21 protein-coding genes are annotated in these 24,386 nt (G+C 66.1%); 10 read left to right on the top strand and 11 right to left on the bottom strand.

Translation table 11 applies throughout. The annotated features are described in order from the left end of the window. Positions 1–31: 31 nt before the first annotated feature. Positions 32–970, bottom strand: coding sequence for an ATP-grasp domain-containing protein (locus AC4ELH_RS02995; protein WP_498883213.1), 939 nt, complete (start codon positions 968–970; stop codon positions 32–34). A 32-nt stretch (positions 971–1,002) separates the two neighbouring features. Here AC4ELH_RS02995 and AC4ELH_RS02990 point away from each other — a divergent pair, with 32 nt between their 5' ends. After that, positions 1,003–1,977 (top strand): quinone oxidoreductase family protein, encoded by a 975-nt coding sequence (locus tag AC4ELH_RS02990; RefSeq protein ID WP_064886540.1) that lies wholly within the window; start codon positions 1,003–1,005, stop codon positions 1,975–1,977. Here AC4ELH_RS02990 and AC4ELH_RS02985 read toward each other — a convergent pair. After that, positions 1,974–2,918, bottom strand: a complete 945-nt coding sequence (locus AC4ELH_RS02985; RefSeq protein WP_448447811.1) for a DUF1214 domain-containing protein — start codon at positions 2,916–2,918, stop codon at positions 1,974–1,976. The two genes, AC4ELH_RS02990 and AC4ELH_RS02985, sit on opposite strands and share 4 nt — an antisense overlap. Positions 2,919–2,978: 60 nt before the next feature. After that, on the bottom strand, positions 2,979–3,911 hold the full coding sequence (locus AC4ELH_RS02980) for a heme o synthase (protein ID WP_055113706.1): 933 nt from the start codon (positions 3,909–3,911) through the stop codon (positions 2,979–2,981). A 232-nt stretch (positions 3,912–4,143) separates the two neighbouring features. Between AC4ELH_RS02980 and tkt the strand changes: the two genes are divergently transcribed. The 5 genes from tkt to pgl are packed head-to-tail and all read left to right on the top strand — an operon-like array spanning position 4,144 to position 10,584. Further along, entirely contained in the window at positions 4,144–6,234 is a 2,091-nt protein-coding gene (gene tkt / locus AC4ELH_RS02975; protein ID WP_448447813.1) for a transketolase, read from the top strand. 51 nt (positions 6,235–6,285) lie between these two features. Continuing rightward, a complete protein-coding gene (tal, locus tag AC4ELH_RS02970; RefSeq protein WP_064960567.1) occupies positions 6,286–7,401 on the top strand; it encodes a transaldolase in 1,116 nt (371 codons plus the stop codon). Beyond that, complete coding sequence (gene zwf, locus AC4ELH_RS02965) at positions 7,398–8,948, top strand: glucose-6-phosphate dehydrogenase (protein WP_055113699.1); 1,551 nt, start codon at positions 7,398–7,400, stop codon at positions 8,946–8,948. The genes tal and zwf overlap by 4 nt, the downstream gene beginning before the upstream one ends. Then, positions 8,945–9,856 (top strand): glucose-6-phosphate dehydrogenase assembly protein OpcA, encoded by a 912-nt coding sequence (opcA, locus tag AC4ELH_RS02960; RefSeq protein WP_064886541.1) that lies wholly within the window; start codon positions 8,945–8,947, stop codon positions 9,854–9,856. The genes zwf and opcA overlap by 4 nt, the downstream gene beginning before the upstream one ends. Further along, a complete protein-coding gene (gene pgl, locus AC4ELH_RS02955) occupies positions 9,853–10,584 on the top strand; it encodes a 6-phosphogluconolactonase (protein ID WP_498883212.1) in 732 nt (243 codons plus the stop codon). The genes opcA and pgl overlap by 4 nt, the downstream gene beginning before the upstream one ends. A gap of 9 nt (positions 10,585–10,593) precedes the next feature. On the opposite strand, the gene AC4ELH_RS02950 is transcribed toward pgl, so the two are convergent. Then, a complete protein-coding gene (locus AC4ELH_RS02950) occupies positions 10,594–10,749 on the bottom strand; it encodes a hypothetical protein (protein WP_498883211.1) in 156 nt (51 codons plus the stop codon). A gap of 50 nt (positions 10,750–10,799) precedes the next feature. Here AC4ELH_RS02950 and AC4ELH_RS02945 point away from each other — a divergent pair, with 50 nt between their 5' ends. The 4 genes from AC4ELH_RS02945 to AC4ELH_RS02930 all read left to right on the top strand — a co-directional run bounded on the left by AC4ELH_RS02945 (position 10,800) and on the right by AC4ELH_RS02930 (position 15,079). Then, entirely contained in the window at positions 10,800–11,177 is a 378-nt protein-coding gene (locus tag AC4ELH_RS02945) for an ATPase (RefSeq protein WP_498883210.1), read from the top strand. 193 nt (positions 11,178–11,370) lie between these two features. Further along, positions 11,371–12,663 (top strand): MFS transporter, encoded by a 1,293-nt coding sequence (locus AC4ELH_RS02940; RefSeq protein ID WP_498883209.1) that lies wholly within the window; start codon positions 11,371–11,373, stop codon positions 12,661–12,663. Beyond that, positions 12,663–13,937 carry an ABC transporter substrate-binding protein gene (locus tag AC4ELH_RS02935; protein WP_498883208.1) on the top strand — a complete coding sequence of 425 codons (1,275 nt, stop codon included), beginning with the start codon at positions 12,663–12,665 and terminating at the stop codon, positions 13,935–13,937. Before AC4ELH_RS02940 ends, AC4ELH_RS02935 begins: the two co-directional genes overlap by 1 nt. Before the next feature lie 17 nt (positions 13,938–13,954). Then, a complete protein-coding gene (locus tag AC4ELH_RS02930; protein WP_498883207.1) occupies positions 13,955–15,079 on the top strand; it encodes an FAD-dependent oxidoreductase in 1,125 nt (374 codons plus the stop codon). Between the two features lie 74 nt (positions 15,080–15,153). On the opposite strand, the gene ppc is transcribed toward AC4ELH_RS02930, so the two are convergent. The 7 genes from ppc to AC4ELH_RS02895 all read right to left on the bottom strand — a co-directional run bounded on the left by ppc (position 15,154) and on the right by AC4ELH_RS02895 (position 24,386). After that, entirely contained in the window at positions 15,154–17,958 is a 2,805-nt protein-coding gene (ppc, locus tag AC4ELH_RS02925) for a phosphoenolpyruvate carboxylase (RefSeq protein ID WP_498883206.1), read from the bottom strand. 253 nt (positions 17,959–18,211) lie between these two features. Further along, the gene (secG, locus tag AC4ELH_RS02920) at positions 18,212–18,445 is read right to left on the bottom strand and encodes a preprotein translocase subunit SecG (protein WP_003880837.1); all 234 of its coding nucleotides are present in this window, start codon (positions 18,443–18,445) and stop codon (positions 18,212–18,214) included. Between the two features lie 45 nt (positions 18,446–18,490). Then, positions 18,491–19,276, bottom strand: coding sequence for a triose-phosphate isomerase (gene tpiA, locus AC4ELH_RS02915; RefSeq protein ID WP_498883205.1), 786 nt, complete (start codon positions 19,274–19,276; stop codon positions 18,491–18,493). 3 nt (positions 19,277–19,279) lie between these two features. Next, a complete protein-coding gene (locus AC4ELH_RS02910) occupies positions 19,280–20,506 on the bottom strand; it encodes a phosphoglycerate kinase (protein ID WP_448446680.1) in 1,227 nt (408 codons plus the stop codon). A gap of 5 nt (positions 20,507–20,511) precedes the next feature. Further along, complete coding sequence (gene gap, locus AC4ELH_RS02905) at positions 20,512–21,534, bottom strand: type I glyceraldehyde-3-phosphate dehydrogenase (protein WP_055113682.1); 1,023 nt, start codon at positions 21,532–21,534, stop codon at positions 20,512–20,514. Positions 21,535–21,621: 87 nt separating this feature from the next. Further along, complete coding sequence (locus AC4ELH_RS02900; protein ID WP_055113680.1) at positions 21,622–22,614, bottom strand: phospholipase D-like domain-containing protein; 993 nt, start codon at positions 22,612–22,614, stop codon at positions 21,622–21,624. Continuing rightward, positions 22,611–24,386 carry an ABC transporter ATP-binding protein gene (locus AC4ELH_RS02895; RefSeq protein WP_064886531.1) on the bottom strand — a complete coding sequence of 592 codons (1,776 nt, stop codon included), beginning with the start codon at positions 24,384–24,386 and terminating at the stop codon, positions 22,611–22,613. The genes AC4ELH_RS02900 and AC4ELH_RS02895 overlap by 4 nt, the downstream gene beginning before the upstream one ends.

Raw genomic sequence — 24,386 nt, 5'->3', positions numbered from 1 at the left:
CCGACTCTAGGGCGGCCAGGTCATGTGGAGGTCAGAAACCGCGGTGCGACAAGGGGCCCAGGCCGAGCCGTTCGAGCGCGCCCTCCACACCGACGGCGAACCGCCGCTCGGCGTCTTCCCGATCGACCTGATCGAGCTGCCGGAAACCCAGCCCTGGCTCGACCAGCTCCAGCTCCAACACGCGAGGATCGTCCGGGCCGCCGATCACGTCGACACGGGCGTAAACCAACTCCTCGGGCTGAAGGTAGAACGACCGGATCACCGCGTCGATCGCCAGGCGCCCGACCCGCCACACCTCGTCGTCAGGATCGGCCGGCGACAACGACTCGTGCGCGTAGGTCCCGGTCTCCTCGAACTCGGGTGACTGTCCGGGCGGAGGCAGCATCGGTCCCTTGATGAACGCGTGGGACTCCTTGCCGCCAAGGAACACCAGTGCGGTCTCTCCTTCGGCGATCCGGTGGTCGTACGGTTGCACCAACACGGCGCGACCCGTGGCGTGCAGTGCCGCCGCGTGGGCCAGAGCCTCGGAGGTGTCGACGAATCGTTGCGCCCCGCGCGAGCCCGCACCGACCGCGGGCTTCACCACCACTTCACCGTCGGGCACGATGACCTGTTCACCGACCGCGAAGTATCCGGTCGGTACCACCGGAATCCCCATGCTGTGCAGATCGTCGAGGTAGCGCTTGTCGGTATTCCACGCCACGACTCCCGGCGGGTTGATCAGGTGACGCACCGAGCGCGTCCATGACAGGAACTCCTCGAGGCGCTCGGCGTAGTCCCAGGTGACCCGCAGGATCACCACGTCGGCGTCGAGGGTGGCCGGGTCGTCCCACGGCAGCCAGCGGGCATGCAGGCCGCGGTTGCGCAGCGCCGTCACCAGGCCGGCGTCGTCGCCGTCCCCGTCTGGCAGTGCCGCGCAGCCGGCCAACACGATGCGGGGATGGAACACATCCGGACGGGCGAGCTTCACCCCCGCGATGATAGGTGTGGATGATGGATGGCGTGTATGCCATCGAAGTTGCCGAGACCGGCGGACCCGAAGTCCTGAGCTACGTCGAACGGCCCGAGCCCGCCCCGGGGCCCGGCGAGGTCCTGATCAAGGCCGAGGCCATCGGCGTCAACTTCATCGACACCTACTTCCGATCCGGGTTGTATCCGCGTGACCTGCCCTTCGTCGTCGGGTCCGAAGTCTGCGGCACGGTCGCCGCCGTCGGCGACGACGTGGCCGCGCTGGCTGTCGGTGACCGCGTGGTCACCGCCAATGCGATCGGCGCCTACGCCGACTTCTGTATTGCCCCAGCTGATTTCGTCGCGTATGTGCCTGAAGGGGTGGCTCCCGACGCAATCGCCTCGGCTCTGCTGAAGGGCATGACCGCGCACTACCTGATCAAGTCCACCTATCCGGTGCAGCCGAACGACACCGTGCTGGTGCATGCCGGGGCAGGCGGCGTCGGCCTGATCCTCACCCAGTGGGCCACCAGCATCGGCACCCGGGTGATCACTACCGCCTCGACTCCGGAGAAGGCCGAACTGTCCCGGCAGGCCGGCGCGATCGAGGTCCTCGAATACCCCGAGGACCCGACCGAGTTCGGAGACAAGATCCGTGATCTCACCGGCGGGGCGGGGGTCGCCGCCGTATATGACGGGGTCGGTGCGTCGACGTTCGACGCCAGCCTGGACAGCCTCGCGGTGCGGGGCACGCTGGCGCTGTTCGGCGCGGCCAGCGGGCCGGTGCCACCGGTGGACCCGCAACGGCTCAACGCGGCGGGCTCGGTGTTCCTGACCCGGCCGACGCTGGCCCACCACACTCGCACGCCCGACGAATTCTCCTGGCGTGCAGGTGAATTGATCAATGCGATCGCAGACGGGTCGATCACCATCACCGTCGGCGGGCGCTACCCGCTGGCCGAGGCCGCCCGGGCCCACACCGACCTGCAGGGCCGCAAGACCGTCGGCTCGGTCGTGCTGGTCCCCTAGACCGGCTGCGCGGCGGGGAACGTCCAGGATCCGTCGAGGATCTCGGGCCTCGGCCGGTACAACCGCACGAGGTAATTCCAGCCCTCGGTGACGGGCAGCAGGTTGGCCACCGCGCCGCCTTCGTCACTGCCGCCGAACTGCACCGTGGTGGCGCCGTCGTCGTCCTTGACGGCGGTGACGTTGTTCACCGAATAGGCGTTCTGCGCATTCGACGTGAGGTAGCCGTCCTTGTTGTAGACCGTGATGGACCAGAACCCGTCGACCGGGACGTCTTTCACGGTCAGCCGGTGCACTGTGGCGCCGTCGTTCGCCGGTGGCACCACGGTGAGATACAGCGCATCGCGTTCCGGGTTGCCGCCCCAGGCGAACGCCGAGCCGATCAGGTGACGCACCGGCTCCACCTCATACCTTGGACCGAACATTGATCGGGTGTCGGCAAGAGTGGTCGACAGGCTGATGAGTGCGTCCCGAACTGTCTTCTGACTGACCGGATCCCACGGCGGAACCTCGAACAATCCCGGCGCATCGTCCTGTGAGACCACGATCGCGTCCTGCAGCGCATGCACCGCGGCAAGGTCCGCTGCGTCGGCGGGATCGGCCAGGATGCGTACTGCCGCTGCCGCATAGCGGCTATCGACGGAATCGCGACTGAACGTCAGCTCGGCAGGCGCGTAGACGACGTTGGTGGTGTAGTGGTCCTCGCTGATGATCTGCAGGGACATGAACCGGCCGGCGCACTCGGGCAGCGTGATGGTGACCGGCCCGGCATCGAGATCGAAGACCGCCGCGGAGTACAGGGTGTCGCGGTTCTGCCGGATGACGATCTGATGCTCGATCGAGCTCATCTCACGGTTGTGGAAGAACTGCCCGAAACCGCCGTCGTTGACGATACTGGCGAAGTACAGGTCGGATTCGGCACGTGCGAAGTTGTCGGGACTCACCGATTCGGTCATGCCACAACGCTGCCACACCCCGCAGGTGCGGACCGCGGGTTCGTCGACCTAGTGACCGAAGAGCGTCGGCAGCGCCAGCGCCGAGTCGATGGCCAATGCACAGAACACGACAGCCAGGTAGTTGTTCGACTGCAGGAACAACCGCAGCGGCTTCACCGGCTCACCGCGCTTCACCCCGGAGTACAGTTGGTGCGCCATCACCAGGAACCAGGCGCCCGCCAGTAGGGCAACAGCGCCGTACAGCCATCCGGTGGCCAGCGCCAGCGCCAGCGTGGTGAGGACCGTCAACCAGGTGTAGATCAGGATCTGGCGGGTGACCTGACGCTCGGTGGCCACGGCGGGCAACATCGGCACGCCGGCCGCCTTGTAGTCGTCCTTGTAACGCATCGCGAGTGCCCACGTGTGCGGCGGTGTCCAGAAGAAGATGATCAGGAACATCACCACCGCCGGCCACTGGATGGTGCCGGTCACCGCGGACCAACCGATCATCACCGGCATGCAACCGGCCGCTCCGCCCCACACCACGTTCTGGGAGGTGCGGCGTTTGAGCAGCAGGGTGTAGACGAAGACGTAGAACGCGATGGTGGCCACGGCCAGCACCCCGGACAGCAGGTTCGACGTCCAGGTCAGCCAGCAGAACGACGTCACCGACAGCACCAACCCGAAGATCAGTGCATGCCGCGTCGGCACGGAGGCCTGAGCCAACGGGCGGCGGGCGGTGCGCTTCATCACCTTGTCGATGTCGGCGTCGGCCACACAGTTGAGCGTGTTGGCGCCTGCCGCGGCAAGCATGCCGCCGATCAGGGTGTTGAGGATCAGCAGCGGGTCAACCGTGCCCCGTTCGGCCAGCAACATGGCCGGAATGGTGGTGACCAGCAACAACTCGATCACACGCGGCTTGGTCAACGCCAAATACGACAGGAAGGTGGACCGTACTCGGCTCGGCGCCCCATTGATGAGCCGGCGCTCGCGAATGCTCACGCAAATAACTCCTCGGGTGGCGTCACGCGGCTTCTACTACACACGATGGTAGACCGCCGCCCGAACGCCTCGGCACCGCAGGGTCTGTTCGGGGCAACAACCGGGTAAACGAGCGGGTATCGGTGCGCCAACCAGTCTGCATCGGATGACTCCGCCCCACTAGGGTGTTTGTCGTAGCAGCATGGCAACTGCGCGCACGTGCCGGCAGATAGAAGACGAGGAAGTGAGCTTAGTGACCACCGCCGAAGAGATCACCGCTCTCACCCAGCCCAACCACCCAGATGACTGGACCGAAGTCGACAGCGTTGCCGTCGACACCGTCCGGGTGCTCGCGGCTGACGCGGTGCAGAAGGTCGGCAACGGCCACCCGGGAACCGCGATGAGCCTGGCACCGCTGGCCTACACGCTGTTCCAGCGGCAGCTCCGGCACGATCCCAGCGACACCGAGTGGATCGGTCGGGACCGCTTCGTACTGTCCTGTGGGCACTCCAGCCTCACCCTGTACCTCCAGCTCTACCTCGGCGGTTTCGGCCTCGAACTGGCCGACATCGAGGCGCTGCGCACCTGGGGCTCGCTGACCCCCGGCCATCCCGAGTACCACCACACCAAGGGTGTGGAGATCACCACCGGCCCGCTGGGCCAGGGCCTGGCCTCGGCCGTCGGTATGGCGATGGCCGCCCGTTACGAGCGCGGCCTGTTCGATCCGGACACCGCCCCGGGCGAGAGCCCCTTCGACCACTACATCTATGTGGTGGCCTCTGACGGCGACATGGAAGAGGGCGTCACCAGCGAAGCGTCGTCGCTCGCGGGCACCCAGCAGCTCGGCAACCTCATCGTGTTCTGGGACGACAACAAGATCTCCATCGAGCACAACACCGACATCGCGCTGAGCGAGGATGTCCCCGCGCGGTACCGCGCCTACGGCTGGCACGTCCAGGAAGTCGAGGGCGGCGAGAATGTAGTCGGTATCGAGCAGGCCATCGCCGAGGCCAAGAAGGTGACCGACAAGCCGTCGTTCATCGCGTTGCGCACCATCATCGGCTACCCCGCCCCCACCAAGATGAACACCGGTGGCGTGCACGGCTCGGCGCTGGGCGCCGACGAGGTGGCCGCCACCAAGAAGGTCCTCGGGTTCGACCCGGACAAGAGCTTCGAGGTGCGCGACGACGTCATCGCCCACACCCGTGAACTGGTGACCCGCGGCAAGCAGGTCCACGACGAATGGCAGGTGTCGTTCGACGCCTGGGCCAAGCGGGAGCCCGAGCGCAAGGCCCTGCTCGACCGGCTGCAGGCCAAGGAGCTTCCCGAGGGCTGGGACGCCGACCTGCCGCACTGGGACCTGGACTCCAAGCCCGTGGCCACCCGCGCCGCCTCCGGTGCCGTGCTGGCCGCCGTCGGACAGACGCTGCCCGAGTTGTGGGGTGGTTCGGCCGATCTCGCCGGCAGCAACAACACCACGATCAAGGGTGCCAATTCGTTCGGGCCGCCGTCGATCTCGACCGAGGACTGGAACGCGACCTGGTACGGGCGCACCCTGCACTTCGGTATCCGCGAGCACGCGATGGGCGCGATCCTGTCCGGCATCGTGCTGCACGGCCCGACCCGGCCCTACGGCGGAACGTTCCTCCAGTTCTCGGATTACATGCGGCCGGCCGTGCGTTTGGCCTCGTTGATGAACATCGATCCGATCTACGTCTGGACACACGATTCGATCGGCCTCGGCGAGGACGGCCCGACGCACCAGCCGATCGAACACCTGGCGGCGCTGCGGGCGATCCCGAATCTGTCGGTGGTGCGTCCGGGCGACCCGAACGAGACCGCCTACGCCTGGAAGACCGTGCTGGAGCGCACCGCCAGCACCGGCCCCGTGGGCCTGATCCTGACCCGCCAGGGTGTACCTGTGATCGAAGGCACCAGCGCCGAAGGCGTGGCCCGCGGCGGCTACGTGCTGGGCGGCACCCCGGAGGAGAATCCCGACGTGGTGATCATCGGCACGGGCTCCGAGCTGCAGCTCGCCGTCGCAGCACAGAAGCTGTTGGCGGACAAGGACATCAACGCGAGCGTGGTGTCGATGCCGTGTGTCGAGTGGTTCGAATCCCAGCCCAAGGAGTACCGCGATTCGGTGCTGCCGCCGGCGGTTTCGGCCCGGGTGGCGGTCGAGGCCGCAGTGGCGCAGAGTTGGTACAAGCTGGTCGGAGACACCGGCGAGATCGTCTCGATCGAGCACTACGGTGCCTCTGCCGACGACAAGACGCTGTTCCGTGAGTTCGGTTTCACCGCCGAGGCCGTGGCGGCCGCGGCGGAACGATCGCTGGACAACTGACCGCACCGCGGTCGCGACAACTAACTTCACGACTGGCAGGAGAAGGCGAACATGACTCAGAACCCGAATCTCGCGGCGCTGAGCGCCGCGGGTGTATCCGTCTGGCTCGACGATTTGTCGCGCGAGCGGTTGCAGACCGGCAATCTGCAGAATCTGATCGATACCCGCAGCGTCGTGGGCGTCACCACCAACCCGTCGATCTTCCAGGCCGCGCTGTCGAAGGGCACCGCGTATGACGCCCAGGTCGCCGAGCTCGCCAAGCAGGGAGCCGACGTGGACGACACCATCCGCACGGTGACCACCGACGACGTCCGCAACGCCTGCGATGTCCTGGCCAAGCAGTACGAGGCCTCCGACGGGGTCGACGGCCGGGTATCCATCGAGGTGGACCCGCGGCTGGCCCACGAAACCGACAAGACGATCCTGCAGGCCATCGACCTGTGGAAGACCGTCGACCGCCCGAACCTGCTGATCAAGATCCCGGCCACGCTGGCGGGGCTGCCCGCGATCACCGCGGTGATCGCCGAGGGCATCTCGGTCAACGTCACGCTGATCTTCTCGGTGGAGCGGCACCGGGCAGTGATGGACGCCTACCTGTCCGGGCTGGAGAAGGCCCGCGAGGCCGGCCACGATCTGTCCAAGATCCACTCCGTCGCTTCGTTCTTCGTGTCCCGCGTGGACACCGAGATCGACAACCGGCTGGAGAAGCTCGGCTCCGAGGATGCACTGGCCCTGCGCGGCAAGGCCGGTGTGGCGAACTCGCGGCTCGCCTACGCCGCCTACGAGGAAGTCTTCGGCGGGGAGCGCTTCGCGGCGCTCAAGGACAACGGCGCCCGGGTGCAGCGCGTGCTCTGGGCTTCCACCGGTGTCAAGAATCCGGACTACTCGGACACCCTCTACGTCACCGAACTGGTTGCGCCGCACACGGTGAACACGTTGCCGGAGAAGACGCTGGAAGCGTTCGCCGACCACGGCAAGATCACCGGGGACACCATCACCGGGACCGCTGCGGCGTCGCAGGAGATCTTCGACAAGCTCAGCGCCGTCGGCATCGACCTGGTCGATGTGTTCAAGGTGCTCGAGGACGAGGGTGTGGACAAGTTCGAAAAGTCGTGGCAGGAACTGCTCGACGCGACACAGGGCCAACTCGACGCCGCCAAGAAATGAGCCCGCTCAACGACAGGCCGGAGACCGCCTGGCGTAACCCGTTGCGGGACAAGCGCGACAAGCGCATGCCCCGCATCGCGGGCCCGTGTGCGGTGGTGATCTTCGGTGTGACCGGCGATCTGGCCCGCAAGAAGTTGATGCCGGCCATCTATGACCTGGCCAACCGCGGTCTGCTGCCACCCAGCTTCGCGCTGGTGGGCTTCGCCCGCCGCGACTGGGCGGACGAGGATTTCGGCAAGATCGTCTTCGACGCGGTCAAGCAGCACGCCCGCACTCCCTTCCGCCAGGAGGTCTGGGACCGCCTGGCGGAGGGATTCCGGTTCGTGCAGGGCACATTCGACGACGACGAGTCGTTCGAACGGCTCAAGGACACCCTGCACAAACTCGACGTCGAGCGCGGCACCAGCGGCAATCACGCGTTCTACCTGTCGATTCCGCCGAAGGCGTTCCCCCAGGTCTGCGAGCAGCTGAGCAAATCCGGGCTGGCCGACAAGCCGGAGGGCAGCTGGAGCCGGGTGGTCATCGAGAAGCCGTTCGGTCACGACCTCAAGAGCGCCGAGGAACTCAACGCTGTGGTCAACAGCGTGTTCCCGGAGTCGTCGGTGTTCCGCATCGACCACTACCTGGGCAAGGAAACCGTCCAGAACCTCCTGGCACTGCGCTTCGCCAACGAGATGTTCGAGCCGGTGCTGAACTCCCACTACGTCGACAGTGTCCAGATCACCATGGCCGAGGACATCGGGCTCGGCGGGCGGGGCGGCTACTACGACGGAGTCGGCGCCGCCCGCGACGTCATCCAGAACCATCTGCTGCAGCTGCTGGCACTGACGGCGATGGAAGAGCCGGTGAGCTTCTCCCCCGCCGAACTGCAGGCCGAGAAGATCAAAGTGCTCTCGGCCACCCGGCTTGCCGAGCCGCTGGACGAGACCACGTCGCGGGGGCAGTACGCCGCGGGCTGGCAGGGCGGCGAGAAGGTCGTCGGGCTGTTGGACGAGGAAGGCTTCTCCAAGACATCCACCACCGAGACGTTCGCAGCCATCACACTGGACGTGGACACCCGACGCTGGGCGGGCGTGCCGTTCTATCTGCGCACCGGAAAACGCTTGGGCCGCAGGGTCACCGAGATCGCGCTGCTCTTCAAGCGGGCACCGCACCTGCCCTTCGATGCCACGATGACCGATGAGCTCGGCCAGAATGCGCTGGTGATCCGGGTCCAACCGGACGAAGGCATCACGCTGCGGTTCGGGTCCAAGGTCCCGGGCCACATCATGGAGGTCCGCGATGTCAGCATGGACTTCTCCTACGGTTCGGCCTTCGCCGAGGAGTCGCCGGAAGCCTACGAGCGCCTGATCCTCGACGTGTTGCTGGGCGAGCCATCGCTGTTCCCGGTCAATGCCGAGGTCGAATTGTGTTGGAAAATCCTGGATCCCGCACTCGAGTACTGGGCTACCCACGGTAAGCCCGATTCCTACGAGTCCGGAACCTGGGGCCCCGAATCGTCGTTCGAGATGCTGCGCCGGTCAGGCCGGGAATGGAGGCGGCCGTGATTGTCGATCTGCCCGAGACCAATACCGGGGCGATCAACAAGAAGATCGTCGCTCTGCGCGAAGAGGGCGGTGCGATCACCCTCGGCCGGGTGCTGACGTTGGTCATCGCCCCCGATACCGAAGCGGTGCTTGAGGAGTCGATCGAGGCGGCCAACTGGGCCAGCCGTGAGCATCCCTGCCGGGTGATCGTGGTCATCCCCGGCGATCGCTTGACCACGGAGGCCCGACTGGACGCCCAGTTGCGGGTGGGCCGCGATGCCGGCGCCAACGAGGTGGTGGTGCTGCGGTTGTCCGGTCCGCTGGCCAACCACGCCAGCAGTGTCGTGACGCCGTTCCTGTTGCCGGACACGCCGGTGGTGACCTGGTGGCCCGACCTCGCCCCCGCCTTCCCGGCACAGGATCCGCTGGGCAAGTTGGCGATTCGCCGGATCACCGACGCCACGAATGGCTCTGATCCGCTGGCCTGCATCAAGAGCAGGCTCAACGGTTACACCGATGGTGACACCGATCTCGCTTGGAGCCGCGTCACCTACTGGCGCGCCTTGCTGGCCGCCGCGATCGATCAGCCGCCACACGAACCCATCACCTCGGCGCTCGTGTCCGGGCTCAAGGACGAGCCCGCGCTCGACATCCTGGCCGGCTGGCTGGCCAACCGCATCGACGGGCCAGTGACCCGGACGACAGGTGACTTGAAGGTCGAGCTGACCCGGCCCAGTGAAACCGTGACACTGGCGCGGCCGCAGACCGGCGTCACGGCGGTACTGAGCCGCACCGGCAAGCCGGATGCATTGGTGCCCTTGGCCCGCCGCGAAGCCAAGGAGTGCCTGGCAGAGGATCTGCGCCGGCTCGACGCCGACGAAATCTACTACGACGCACTCACGGGAATCGACAAGGTCCAATACGTATGAGCACTGTTATCGAGCGTTACGCCGACACCGACGCGCTGGTGACCGCAGCCGGAGACCGGTTGGTAGGAGCCATCACGTCGGCGATCTCCGAGCGAGGTCATGCCAACATCGTGCTCACCGGCGGAGGCACGGGAATCGGCCTGCTCAAGCGGGTCGGAGAGCGCAGCGGCGAGATCGACTGGTCAAAGGTGCACGTCTACTGGGGCGACGAGCGTTTCGTGCCGCAGGACGACGACGAGCGCAACGACAAGCAGGCCCGCGAGGCACTGCTGGACCATGTCGGGATCTCGGACGTCAACGTGCACGCGATGGCCGCCAGCGATGGCGAATTCGGTGACGATCTCACCGCGGCCGCCGCCGGGTACGCACAACTGCTGGCCGCCAACTTCGACGCACCCGGCCCTGAGTTCGATGTGCATCTGCTCGGCATGGGCGGCGAGGGACATGTCAACTCACTGTTCCCCGACACTGCCGCGGTGCGTGAGAACGACCGCATGGTGGTGGGGGTGCCCGACTCCCCCAAGCCACCGCCACGACGTATCACGTTGACACTCCCCGCGATTCGCAACTCCCGCGAGGTGTGGCTGGTGGTGTCCGGCGAGGCCAAGGCCGATGCGGTCGCCGCCGCGCTCGGTGGCGCCGATCCGGTCGACGTGCCCGCCGCAGGCGCGATCGGTCGCGACCGGACGGTGTGGCTGCTCGACGAGGCTGCCGCAAGCAAGCTCTGAGCCAGTCGACTAGTCGTCGGAGTTGCTGCGCTTCCGCTCGGCGGTTCGGTCGGCCAGGGCCTCGGCATAGCCGGCCACGTAGTCGGCCACCTGACGGTTGGGCGTGGCCCGGTCGGTCACCACCGCCGACCGGACTCGCTGTTCGCAGAATTGCCGCACAACCATTCAGACGCGGTTGGCCCGCGTTTGGTTCCCCAGCGGCCATACTGTGTGCCATGGCAGACAAAGGGGACGGCCGCGCCCGCCCGAACTCCGGGCGGCAGCGCATCCGGACGCTGACGCAGGCCGCACTCAATGCCGATATGACCGTCGAGCAGGTAGACACCCTGCTCACCGATCTCAGCAGCACCCTGGTCGACCTGAACAGGTCCACCGGCGGCCTGGATTCCACGCTGGACCGCTTCAACGAAACCATCACCCGCATCGACGAACTCGCGCCTCGCCTCATCGGTATGGTCGAGCGCCTGGAGTCGATCGTGGACCGCGTCGAGGTCATCGTCGGTATCGGCGAGGCCGTGATGGCACCGTTGGCCGCAACAGAGAGCGCGGTGCGCGGAGTGATCGACCGGGTCCGCAAGAGCACAGGCCTGTAGGGCGGGTCCGCGCGGCACCTCGGTTACAGTGGTGGCCATGGGTGCCGGATTCGATCGAGCAGACGCGCGTGGCGCGGCGTTCGCACCCAGTTTGCTGGCTTCGATCTGGAATCGAGCACGTCTGGCGCCGCTGAAGAGGATCTCGGGTTAGCTTTCGCTGCCCATTTGCTCCTGCTATCAGCTTCGAGGCGTCATGAAGCCGTCCCTATATGCCGTTGCGGCATCGCTCTACCTGACCGAATACACCCTCTACTCCAATTCGTCGTCGGCTGTGCTGTTGAACTCGGCGATTGCCGAGTATTTCGGCATCCCGTTCTCACGGGCCGCCTATATCGGCGTGGCGTTCCTCGCCGGATTCTGTCTGGCGTTGCTGCCTGCGGGCCTGCTGTCGCACCGGTACCGACCCACGACTCTGTTCTTCGCCAGTTCGGGGGTCCTGGCGGTCCTCGGTATCGCCGTCGGACTCAGCCCCGAGTTCTGGGTCCTCATCGCGTTGCGCTTCCTGCAGGGCATCGCCTCGGCGGTGCTCGCACCCCAGATCTTCCGGATCATCCGGGCTCAGTTCTATCCCGACCATCACTCGGCGGTCCTTGGTACCTGGGGCCTGGTGGTCTCGGCCTCAGCCCTGTGCTCACCGCTGATCACCGCCCTGTTCAACGATCTGTGGGGCTGGCGCTCGTTCCCCTACGAAACCGTGGTGACCACCGTCGCGGCGATGGCGCTGTTGGCCATTGCACCCGCCACGCCAGACACCGATGACACCGCCACGACCGGACGGGTGGCGACCCCGCTGGTGGCGCTCGCGGTGGTTCAGCTCGCGGTCTTCCTGACGATCGGTCGGTCCACCACGGTGTACGCCGAGGTGGCATTGCTGATCGTGGCGATCCTGCTCGGGATCGCCGTGATCGTTCTGCGCAGCCGGTCCCAGACCCGGGTCCTGTCGGGAAGTCTGGTCGTGGTGTTCATGGCCGGCATCGCGACCAACGTGTTCACCCTCTCCGTGGTGTATGTGCTGCAGCAGGTTCGTGGACTGGATTCCTATGCCTCGGCACTGTTCCTGTTGCCGATGGCGTTCTTCGCCGGGCTGATCCCGATGCTGAGATCCGGTAGGCCCGGAGACAATTCGAAGAGCACCCGGCTGGTGTGCACAGGCTCGGTCTTCCTGATCGTGGCGGGTCTGAGCCTGTTCGGACACGTGCCGCTGGGCAGCGCTGCGTTGATGGGTTGCGCGATGGGGTTCCTCTGGAGTTCGTTGGCAGCCAACGTGCTGACAAATTCGACTCAGGTGGCCTTCGATTCCAGCCTGTACCACTACCTTCGGGCGTTGGGCGCGGCGATCGGAGTGGCGACCGGGGCGACGATGATCGACGGTTTCGGCGCCGAACTGTTCAGCGGAGCGGCAGTGCTGGTGACGGCGATCGGGGTGGTGGCGGCGCTCGCGGCCCGTTCGGCATGGCAGGCAACGAGATTGGCGCCGGTGCGATGATGCGCGACCTCACGTTCGGCTGGCCGACCCATCAGCTCACCAGCGACCCGCGCCTGGCCTACAACAGCATCTCGAAAACTTACTGCCGGCTGATCTATGACAGCCTCCTCGACACCGATCCGGGAACCGGCAGGCTCCTGCCGTGGCTGGCCACCTCGTGGCACTACCGCGACCCGCTGACCCTGCAGGTGACGATCGCCCCCGATCGTCATTTCTCCGACGGCACACCGCTGACCCCGGAGGCCGTCGTGCAGAGCTTCGCCGGTATCGCTGCGCTCCAGGAGGTCCCACCGCGTCCTGCCGCGGTGACGATGCTCGCCGGGCTCCAATCAGTCGAGGCGGGAACCGACACCGTAACGTTTCACTTCGCGCGTCACAATGCGGCGTTCCTGCGGTCACTGGCCACTGTCAATCTGGCGATCCGCAACGCGCAGGGTCTGGGCACCGGCCGATGGCGCCCGGTCACGGGCGGGCTGACCGACGGCTCGCGCCGATTGATGTTCGAGCAGACCGATACCGGCGACCTGTACGCCGGCGCGATCGACGGCCATCACCTCGCCGACATCCACAACCCGGGGATCAGTTACGGATTGTGTCCCAACGCTTCCCGTGGACCGCTGACCGATCCTGCTGTGCGCCGAGCACTGTCGCTGCTGATCAACCGTTCCGCGCTGCGACCGATCCTCGATGGCCACGGATACTCCGTCGCCTCATCGGTGCTGACCCCGACGACCGACGGGTACCGGGACTGCTCCGCCGAGTTGGCCTACGACCCGGTGACGGCGCGCCGACTCCTCGCCACCGCGGATGCGCAGCGGCTTTCGCTCGACGTGGTGTTCAACAGCACGTTCTCCCCTGTCGACGCCGCCGTCCTCACCGCAGTTGCCGCACAGTGGAGAGAACACGGTATCGAGCTGGTCCTCGCCGACGTCGACTTCCCGGAACTGCGAAGCCGCCAGGAGGCCGGCGACTACGACTTCCGGTTCTTCTACTTCACCGGTGCCGACCCCGACCTGCTGCGCTATCAGTTCGCCGTGACTCAGCGAAACATGAACCGCCGCAACGCCCCAGATGACCTGGACTCCATGCTCGACGCCCAGCTCATCTGTGCGGACCCAGACGGCCGCCGCGAGCTCGTGGATGCGATCCAACGCCGCATCGTCGAAACCGGGCTGTGGCTGCCGCTCTGCAATGTCCGAACCGTCACCAGTTACCGGCCCGACGTTCTGCCCGATGTCCACCTCGACACCGAAGCCCTGGTCCGGATCCCATGAACCCGAGAGGAATCTCGATGGATATCGCCATCATCGGCGCAGGCCTCGGTGGCCTCGCCGCCGCCGTCGCGCTCCAGCACAACGGTGGCCGGCCCGTCGTCTTCGACAAGGCCCGCGAACTCGGCGAGGTCGGCGGCCCACTGGGTATCTCGCCGCAGACCCTCCGATTGTTCGGTGAGTGGGGTATTGCCGATGCGTTCGACAAAATCTCCTCGGCCACCCAGTACTTCGAGAACCGCGATCAGCTCGGACAGTTGGAGAAGATCACCGACTACGCGGCAACGCCGGAGGCCGGCGCCGAACACGGCCGGTTCGGCTACGCCGACTCCGACCTTGCTCCCCGCACCGTGCACCGCGCGGATCTGCACGGCCTGCTGGTCTCGGCGGTGGGATCCGAGCAGGTGCGCCTTCGCCACGAACTGTCCGGTATCACCGAGCGTGACGACCACGTCGAGCTGACCTTCACCGACGGTGAGGTGGTGCGGGCAGGCTTGGTGATCGCCGCAGACGGGCTGCGTTCGCGAGCACGGAAGATGTTCAGCGACGATGACATTCACTACTGCGGCTCGGTGATCTTCCGAGCCGTCAGCCCCGCCGAATGCCTAGAGATTCCCAACGACCGGCTGCGGTCCTGGCATTCGGCGGACTACGCCAAGCACGTCATCGCCATGCCGGTGCGAGCCGGCAGGCAGGTGGCCGTCGATGCCACCCTCGGGGTGGACGAGCCTCCGCTGCACCTGTGGTCGGCCCAGGCGGACCTGCAGGCGCTCGCCGCCCAGTTCGACGAGTTCGAACCCGCGGTTGGTCGGATGCTGCGCGCCGCCACGAGTCCGGTGTACATGCATCCGGTGTACGACCGCGACCCGATCGACCGGTGGACCACCGCGCGCGTCGCGCTACTCGGGGATGCGGCACACCCGATGACGCCATTCGGTGGCCAGGGCGCCAATCAGGCCATCCAGGACGCCGCCGAGTTGGCCACCCAGATCGCCACGGTCCCTGACGGCGACTACGCCGAAGCGCTGCAACGCTATCAACGCGTCCGAACTGAACAGACGGCGGAGATTCAGCGTGCTGCTCGCGGTTATGCCGACCGCCGGGCGAGGGTGTCGTTGCGGCTGGCCGATGTCCTGGTGAGGTAGCCACCGTTGCGGCAGCAACAATCTAGCCACCGTTGCGGCAGCAACAATCTAGCCACCGTTGCGGCAGCAACAATTCAGCCGCTGTTGCGCAGCGCTGTCGCCAAACCGCTCATGGTGAGCAGGATTCCGCGCTGTACCCGTTCGTCGGTATCCCCGCCGCGGTACCGGCGCAGCAGCTCGACCTGAAGGTGATTGAGCGGTTCGAGGTAGGGGAACCGGTTGAACACCGAGCGGGCCAGGGCCGGGTTGTCAGCCAGCAGGTCGTCCTGACCGGTGATCAGCTTGTACATCTCGATGGTGCGGGTGTGCTCGGCGACGATCTTGTCGAACACCCGGGCCCGCAATTCCTCGTCGTCGACCAGCTCGGAATACCGTGCCGCCAAACCCATGTCCGACTTGGCCAGCACCTGGGCCATGTTCGACAACACCGTGCGGAAGAAGGGCCAGCGCCGGTACAGGTCCTGCAACACCGAGAGCCTGGTGTCGTCGTCGGCAATCCACTGCGCGAACGCGGTGCCCGTGCCGTACCAACCCGGCAGCATCACGCGGGACTGGCTCCAGGCGAGCACCCACGGGATGGCCCGCAGATCGGCGATGGAGGTGGTCGGTTTGCGTGAGCTGGGCCGGCTGCCGATGTTGAGTGCACCGATCTCGCTGACTGGTGTGGACGCCTTGAAGTACTCGACGAATCCAGGTGTCTCATGGACCAATTCGGCGTACGCCTGTTGTGCCAGGGCAGCGAGCTCGTCGAGCACCCGGTAGGCGGGGTCGGCGTCGTCGCCGAGCCCCTCGACGTCGAGCAAGGTGGATTCCAGCGTCGCGGCCAACAGCGTCTCCAGGTTGCGGTGCGCGATGCGTGGCTCCGCGTACTTGGCCGCGATCACCTCACCCTGCTCGGTGATCCGCAGCGATCCGTTCACCGCACCGGGCGGTTGCGCCAGGATCGCGTCATAACTGGGCCCGCCGCCTCGGCCGACGGTACCGCCCCGTCCGTGGAACAGACGCAACCGGATCCCGGTCGTGCGCGCCGCTTCGACGAGGTCCAGCTCGGCTCGGTATAACGCCCAGTTCGCCGCCAGATAACCGCCGTCCTTGTTCGAGTCCGAATAGCCCAACATCACTTCCTGATGTTGTCCCCGCGCAGCGACGATGCTGCGGTAGACCGGTAACGCGAGCGCAGTCTCCAGAACAGCCGAACCCTGTTGGAGATCCTCGATGGTTTCGAACAGCGGCACGATGCCGACGGGTGCGTATACCTCGCCGTGAGCCGCACCCGAAACGTCGAGCAGGCCGGCTTCTTTGAGCAGGATCGCCGCTTCGAGCAGGTCGGACACCGACTGGCACATGGAGATGATGTAGTTGGGTACCGCCTGTGCGCCGAAGACGGCGACAGCCCGCGCTGCGGCACCCACGATGTCGAGTTCCTTGCGGGCCAGCTCCGAGAGCTCAGCACCCTCACCGATCAGTGGACGTCTGGTGGAGATCTCGGCCGCGAGCAATTCCACCCGCTGCGCTTCGGGCAGAGAAGCGTAGTCGGGATGGACTCCGGCCCAGGCCAGCAGCTCGCCGACCACCTGCTCGTGTACCTCGGAATTCTGGCGCATGTCCAGGCCGCTCAGATGAAAACCGAAGACCCGCACTGCTTCTCGCAACCGGCTCAGCCGATCATCGGCCAGCACCGCGCTGCCGTGGCCGCGCAGCGAGGCGTCCACGATGTCGAGGGCGGCCAGGAACTCTTCCGGAGTGGCATACGCGGCAAGACCGAGGTCGAGCTCGTGTTCGGGCTGGTCGTCCAGGATCTCGCGACCGGTGGCGGTCAGACGGGCGTGGATGACCCGCAACGCCCTCCGGTAGGGCTCGTCGGCGCGGGCCGGCTCGTGGCAGGCTTCGGCCAGCGCGGTCAGCTCGTCGGTGACCGTGACCAGCCGGGCTGACATCGACAGCTCTTCTTCCAGCGCGGTGATCTCGGTGAAGTAGTGCGCGAAGGCGACGTGAGCGGCACGCCCGGTGGCGAGCCGCACCACGCCCGCATCGACGTTGGGGTTACCGTCCCGGTCACCGCCGATCCAGCTTCCCGGCCGCAGGATCGGCTGCTCCAACAGGTTCTCCCCCGGCCAGCGCGCCTGCAACGCGTTCCGCACCTCGGCGTTCACCTGTGGGATCACCTCGAAGAATGCCGCTGGGTAGTACCGCAGCCCCGTCTCGATCTCGTCGGAGATCTTGAGTCGCGACAACCGTACGAGTGCGGTCTGCCACAGCGTCAGGATGTTGCGGCGCAACTCGATCTCGATGTCCCGGCCGTCGGCGGTGCGGGTGAGTCCGTTCATGCGCAGCCGCATCAACTCGGTGACCCGATGCTGGGTGTCGAAGACCGTGCGACGTCGGGTTTCGGTGGGATGCGCGGTGATCACGGGTGACACCAGGGCACCGCTCAACGCGTCAGCGACGGCGGCCTCTGCCAGGTCGGCCCGATCGAGCTTGAGATAGGTGGCGGCCAAACTGCTGTCCTGCGGTGGCTCGCCGGCGGCCTCGTGCACGGCGCGTCGGCGCTCGCGGTGGATGTCCTCGGCGACGTTGGCCAGCAGCGCGAAGTGGGTGAAGGCGCGGATGACCGGGATCGCTTGGTGCACATCGATATCGGTGAACAGGTCGGCCAGCTCGGCCCGGTCGATCTCCGAGCGGCGAACCCGGAAGGACTCGACCCGGGCCCGTTCGACCAGGTCGAAGACCTCGTCTCCGTTCTGTTCGCGCACGGTGTCGCCGAGGATCGCACCGAGTAACCGGATGTCCTCACGCATCGGCTCGGTGGCCTCGCGGCCCACCGGAGTGCGCTGAACCGCACCGATCGGATCCAGGGCGGTGTCGGGACCGTCAGCCATGTCCTCAGTATCGTTGCCGCGCCCGCGTGCCGCACCCCGGGTCAGAGGAGGAAGCGCTGGCCGGAATTTCGACATGTAGAAAGTGCCTGCCGGGAAGAACCGGGAGAACGGTCCGGCCCCATCCCGCGGACGGCACGACGTTTCCGTTCAGGGTGAACTGCGGGTCACGCCGCCCGAACGGCGCGGCACCACGCCAGTAGCGAGCGGTCACCGCAATACCCCCCGACTGGCGGGAGTATCCGGACAACCAGGGTTAGCCGTACTTGATCAGCAGCGCCACGCCGACGATCGACACCAGCCAGATGCCGGTCACGAAGAGCGTCAACCGGTCGAGGTTCTTCTCGACCACGGTGGAGCCGGACAGGCTGGACTGGACACCGCCACCGAACAGGGTGGACAGACCGCCACCTTTGGCGCGATGCAGCAGCACCAGGAGCACGACCAGCACGCTGGTCACGACCAGAGTGATCTGCAGAGCCAATTCCATGGCTGTAAGACTACCGGGTGCGGTGTCCGGCCCAGGTCCCCGGGGTTACGGCAGTGGTCCGCCCGCGGCGATCGCCGACAGCGTGGCGAACTGCTCGCCGTCCAGCGACGCGCCACCGACCAGGGCACCGTCGACATCGCCCTGGGCGACGATCTCGCCGACGTTCTTGGCGTTCACCGACCCTCCGTACAGGACCCTGACGCCGGCCGCGAGCTGCGGCGATGCCAGGTTCCCCAGTTCGCCGCGGATCGCCTTACATACCTCCTGGGCATCGGCCGCGCTGGCCACCCGACCGGTGCCGATCGCCCACACCGGCTCGTAGGCGATGACGGCCTGACCGATCTGCTCCTTGCTCAGACCGGCCAGGGAGCCGCGCAGCGAGTTCACGTTGTACTCGACGTGGTTGCCTGCCTCACGCACCTCAAGCTGCTCACCGATGCAGATGATCGGTGTGATGCCGTGTTTGAACGCCGCAGCCGCCTTGGCAGCCACCAGCTCGTCGGTTTCGCAGTGGTAGGTACGCCGCTCGGAGTGCCCCACCACCACGAAACTGCAGCCGAGCTTCGCCAGGAACGCTCCGCTGATCTCACCCGTGTAGGCGCCCGAATCATGCTTGGACACGTCCTGGGCGCCGTAGGTGAGCCGCAGTTTGTCGCCGTCGACCAGGGTCTGCACGCTGCGCAGATCGGTGAACGGCGGGATGACCGTCACATCCACCTTGTCGAAGTACTTGTCCGGCAAGGCGAATGCGATCTTCTGCACCAGCGCGATGGCCTCGAAGTGGTTGAGGTTCATCTTCCAGTTGCCGGCGATGAGTGGCTTACGGGCCATGTTCTACGACTCCAGTACTTCGATGCCGGGCAGGGTCTTGCCCTCAAGGTATTCCAGCGACGCGCCGCCACCGGTCGAGATATGAGAGAAACCGTCGTCGGGCAGGCCGAGCTGACGCACCGCCGCCGCAGAGTCACCACCACCGACGACGCTGAATGCGCCCTTCTCGGTGGCGCCGATGATCGCTTCGGCCACTCCCCGGGTTCCTTCGGCGAAGGACGGGAACTCGAACACGCCCATGGGGCCGTTCCAGAACACGGTCTTGGCGTTGGACAGCAGTGCGGTGAAGCGCTTGACCGACTCCGGACCGATGTCGAGGCCCATCTTGCCGTCAGGGATGCGGTCGGAGGCCACCGTCTGCGACTCGGCGTCGGCGGCGAACTTGTCGGCCACGACAATGTCCACCGGGAGATGGATCACGTCGGCGTAGGTGTCGAGCAGCCGCTTGCAGGTATCGATCATCTCCTCCTGCAGCAGCGAGGTACCCACCGAAACCCCCTGGGAGGCAAGGAAGGTGAAGCACATGCCGCCGCCGATGATGATGCTGTCGGCCTTGGTCGCGAGATTCTCGATGACCGCGAGTTTGTCGGAGACCTTGGAGCCACCGAGCACGACCGCGTAGGGACGCTCGGTCGAGCTGGTCAGCTGCTCCAGCACCTTGACCTCGGCGTCCACCAGCGTGCCGGCGTAGTGCGGCAGCAAGGTGGCGATGTCGTAGACCGAGGCCTGCTTGCGGTGCACCACGCCGAAGCCGTCGGAGACGAAGGCACCCGGCGAGCCGTCGGCACCCTCGACCAGGGCGGCCAGCGCCTTGGCCAGCGCCAACCGCTCGGCGTCGTCCTTGCTGGTCTCCCGCGGGTCGAAGCGGATGTTCTCCAGCAGCAAGACGTCACCGTCGGTCAGGCCCTCGGCCCGGGCCAGGGCGTCGGTGCCGACCACGTCACCGGCCAGCTGCACGTGGCGCCCGAGCTTCTCCCCCAGCGCCGCGGCGACCGGGGCCAGCGACAACTTCGAGTCCGGGGCGCCCTTGGGGCGGCCCAGGTGCGCGGTGACGACGACCTTGGCACCGGCCTCGGCCAGCGCTTTGAGCGTCGGCACCGAGGCGATGATGCGGCCGGGATCGGTGATATTGCCCTCGTCGTCGAGCGGGACGTTGAGGTCGGAGCGCACCAGGACGCCCCGCCCCTCCACACCTTCGGCCAACAGGTCAGCGAGTGTCTTGACAGTCATTGGTATTAGAGCGACTTCCCTACGAGTTCAACAAGATCGGCGAGGCGGTTGGAATATCCCCACTCGTTGTCATACCAGGAGACGACCTTGGCCTGATTGTCGATGACCTTGGTCAGACCCGAGTCGAAGATCGAACTGTGCGGATCGGTGACGATGTCGCTCGACACGATAGGCGCGTCGTAGTACTTCATGATCCCTTTCATCGGTCCCTCGGCTGCGGCCTTCATCGCGGCGTTGATCTCGTCGGCGGAAGCCGACTTGGCAAGCTCGGCGGTCAGGTCGGTGACCGATCCCGTGGGAATCGGCACGCGCAGAGCGTAGCCGTCGAGCTTGCCCTTGAGCTCAGGCAGCACCAGACCGATGGCCTTGGCGGCACCGGTGGAGGTCGGGACGATGTTCAGCGCGGCAGCGCGAGCACGGCGCAGATCCTTGTGCGGACCGTCCTGCAGGTTCTGATCCTGGGTGTAGGCGTGGATGGTGGTCATCAGGCCCTTGACGATGCCGAACTCGTCGTTGAGGACCTTGGCCAACGGGCCGAGACAGTTGGTGGTGCAGGAGGCGTTGGAGATGATGTTCTGGCTGCCGTCGTACTTGTCGTCGTTCACACCCAGCACGATGGTGATGTCCTCACCGGAGGCGGGCGCGGAGATGATGACCTTCTTGGCGCCCGCGTCCAGGTGACCCTGGGCCTTTTCGCGCTTGGTGAAGATGCCGGTCGACTCGACGACCACATCGACTCCGAGGTCGCCCCACGGCAGGGCTGCCGGACCTTCCTTTACTTCGAGGGCCTTGATCTTCTTGTCGCCGATGACGATGGTGTCTTCACCCTCGAGGCTGACGTCCTGCGGCAGACGGCCCAGGATTGAATCGAACTTCAGCAGGTGAGCCAGGGTGGCGTTGTCGGTGAGGTCGTTGACCGCCACGATCTCGATATCAGTGTTCTTGCCCTCGGCCTGCTGCGTTGCCAGGGCCCGGTAGAAGTTGCGCCCGATGCGGCCGAAGCCGTTAACGCCTACCCGGATAGTCACGTGATTCTCCCTACAGTTGCCGTTAACTGAACTGCCCGCCGCCAGCCTAGTGGCGTAAACGCCGTGCCGCGCGGTCCGGCCAGTGCATCAGATTTCGCGGTCGCGTAGGGCTAGTTGGTCGACTTCGTGCGGATCCTGACCCACCAGATCGGCGATCAGCCCGTCGTCTGACAAGTCCATCGGTTCGGAGTGTTTCCAGTCGTGATGGGCCACCTCGTTGAGGCGCTTGATGATGTGGTGGTCGGTCACTTCGATGGCCAATTCGCGGCGGTGGTCGAAGCTGCCCGGAGAGAAGTTGATCGAGCCGACTATCGCCCGCTCGTGATCGGCGAGGATCATTTTCGCGTGCAGCTTCATGTGCTTGAGGCGGTGGATCTTGATGCCGACGTCGTCGAGGATGCGCATCCCGCTGACGCCTTCGAGCAGCTTGCCCGACTTGAGGTGGTGGGCCGCGCGGGCCATGACATGAACCTTCACCCCGCGGTGCGCCGCGCGCACCAACCGCTCGATGATCACCGGGTCCTGATAACGCTCGTTCTGGACGAACAACGTGTGCTTGGCGGTGTCGATGAACTCGGCGATGCGATGCCTGCCGTTGGTGGGGCACCAGATCAGGTGTGCTCCACCGCCCGGATCGAAGTCCTCACGCGCCCAGTCGGCCTCGAAGCAGTCGATGATCTCGGCGACCTCGTAGGCGCTGGGAGTGACGACGGCGTAGTCCCGCGTCACGGTGAAGTTCTCCTCTGTCCAGTTCAGCGACTCGACGAACGCTCGCTCGTCGTCGACGACCATGGACTTCTCGTGCGTCAGGTCGAAGGCCGGGTTGCTCTCGCGGACCGCGATACCGAACCGCTGCAACGTCTCCCGGGCAACGTCGTTGTCGGTCTCGCCGTCACGCCGCTCGGGGTTGAGCATGACCTTGACGTCGACACCACGCCGGTGGGCCGCCACCACCGCTTCCAACAGCGGCCGGTGGCTGAAGGCGAACATCTTGATGCGCACCGACCGGGTGGACTCCCCGATCGCATCGATCACGGGCTTCGCCGAGTCGTCGGGCAGGATGATCAGCGAACGCGTCACGTTGTCTCGTCCTCGTATTGGATGCGGTGCAGTTCGGCATATCTGCCGCCGGCGGTGAGTAGTTCGGTGTGCGTGCCCTGCTCGACGACACGGCCCTCCTCGAGCACCACGATCGTGTCTGCGTCACGAATTGTGCTGAGCCGATGGGCAATCGTGATCACCGTGCGGTCTTTCATCAACCGCTGCAACGCGGACATCACGAGACGCTCGGACTCGGCGTCCAGCGCTGCGGTCGGTTCGTCGAGGATGAGGATCGGGCTGTCCCGGATGAGCGCACGGGCGATGCCGATGCGCTGACGCTGGCCGCCGGAGAGGGTGAGGCCACGCTCCCCCACCGGACTGTCGTAGCCCTGCGGCATCTCGGAGATGAACTCGTGGGCGTTGGCCAGTTTGGCCATTTCGACGATCTCGTCGTGGTCGGCGTCGGGCCGGCCGAAGGCGATGTTGTCGCGGATGGTGCCCCGAAACAGGACCGTGTCCTGCAATACGTAGGCGATCTGGCGGCGGAGTTCGTGAAGTTTGTAATCGCGCAGGTCGACCCCGTCGACGCGGACGGTGCCCATGCTGGGGTCGTAGAACCGCGGAATCAGGCTGACCAGGCTGGATTTTCCGCTTCCGGTGTGTCCGACGACGCCGACGAGTTGACCCGGTTTCACCTCAAAGGTGACGTCGCGCAGCACGGGTGTCTCGCTGTCGTAGCTGAACGCCACCCGCTCGAAGCTGATCGCGCCCTTGATGCGCTCGGTGTCGATGGCGTCGGGTTTTTCCTCGACCGACGTCTCCGCGGTGAGCAGGGCGTTGACACGGTCGACCCCGACCGAGGCCATGGCGATGGTGTTGGTGAGCTTGGCCAGATCCTGCACCGGCTTGAAGAACGAGGCCAGATAGGAGATGAAGACGGTCAACGTGCCCGCCGTCATCGCGCCCGCGAGGATGAGCGCCGACCCGCGCCACAGCACCACCGCGGTACAGGCGGCCACCACGACGCCGACGATGGGTGACACCACCGATTTCACGCGCCGCGCATTGAGTGCCGCATCGACGGCCTGCTGGCCGGCTGCCGCCAGCTCACGCTCCTGCATGTCCTCGCGATCGAACGCCTTGACCACCCGGATGGACTGCAGGCCCTCCTCCGCGACCGCGACGATGTCGGATTCCCGTCTGCGCACCTCATGGGTCGCCGCCTTCACGGCCTTCCGGATCCGGGACACGAACAACAGGAGCAAGGGCGCCACGGCGAGCGCGATGAGCGTGAAATCCCACTGCAGCCACAGCATCATGGCCAGCATCCCGACGATGGTCAGCAGGTCGGTCGCGATGCCCAGGGTCGAGGACGACGCGAAGCTCTGGATGGTGTCGACGTCATCGGTGAGCGTGCTCAAGATGGGGCCGACGCGGTGGGTGTCGAAGTAGTTGAGCGACAACTGCTGCAAGTGATGGTAGGCGCGGGTGCGCAGGTCGTTGCCGATGCGCTGGCCGACGGTTTCGGTCAGGTAGTTGGAGATGTACGACGCGATCGCTGCCACCACGGCGATGACCAGGACCATGATCGCCGCGAGACCGGCGATGTGCATCTTGGTTTCGCCGCCCAGCAGCGGTTGCAGCATGCCATGCAGCCATCCGGGCAGCGGGTGGTGACCGACCACGCTGTCGAGTACGACCTTCAGCGGCCACGGCGCGGCCAGGCCGGTGGCGATCTGCACCAGCAGCACGGCAAAGATCCCGGCGATCAGCAACCGGTAGGGGCGGATCAGCTCAAGAATCAGTCGCAT

It is taken from the genome of Mycobacterium shunyiense, from assembly GCF_058270075.1.
Note: the sequence above shows the minus strand (reverse complement) of the source record. Positions and strands in the feature narration are given on the sequence as shown.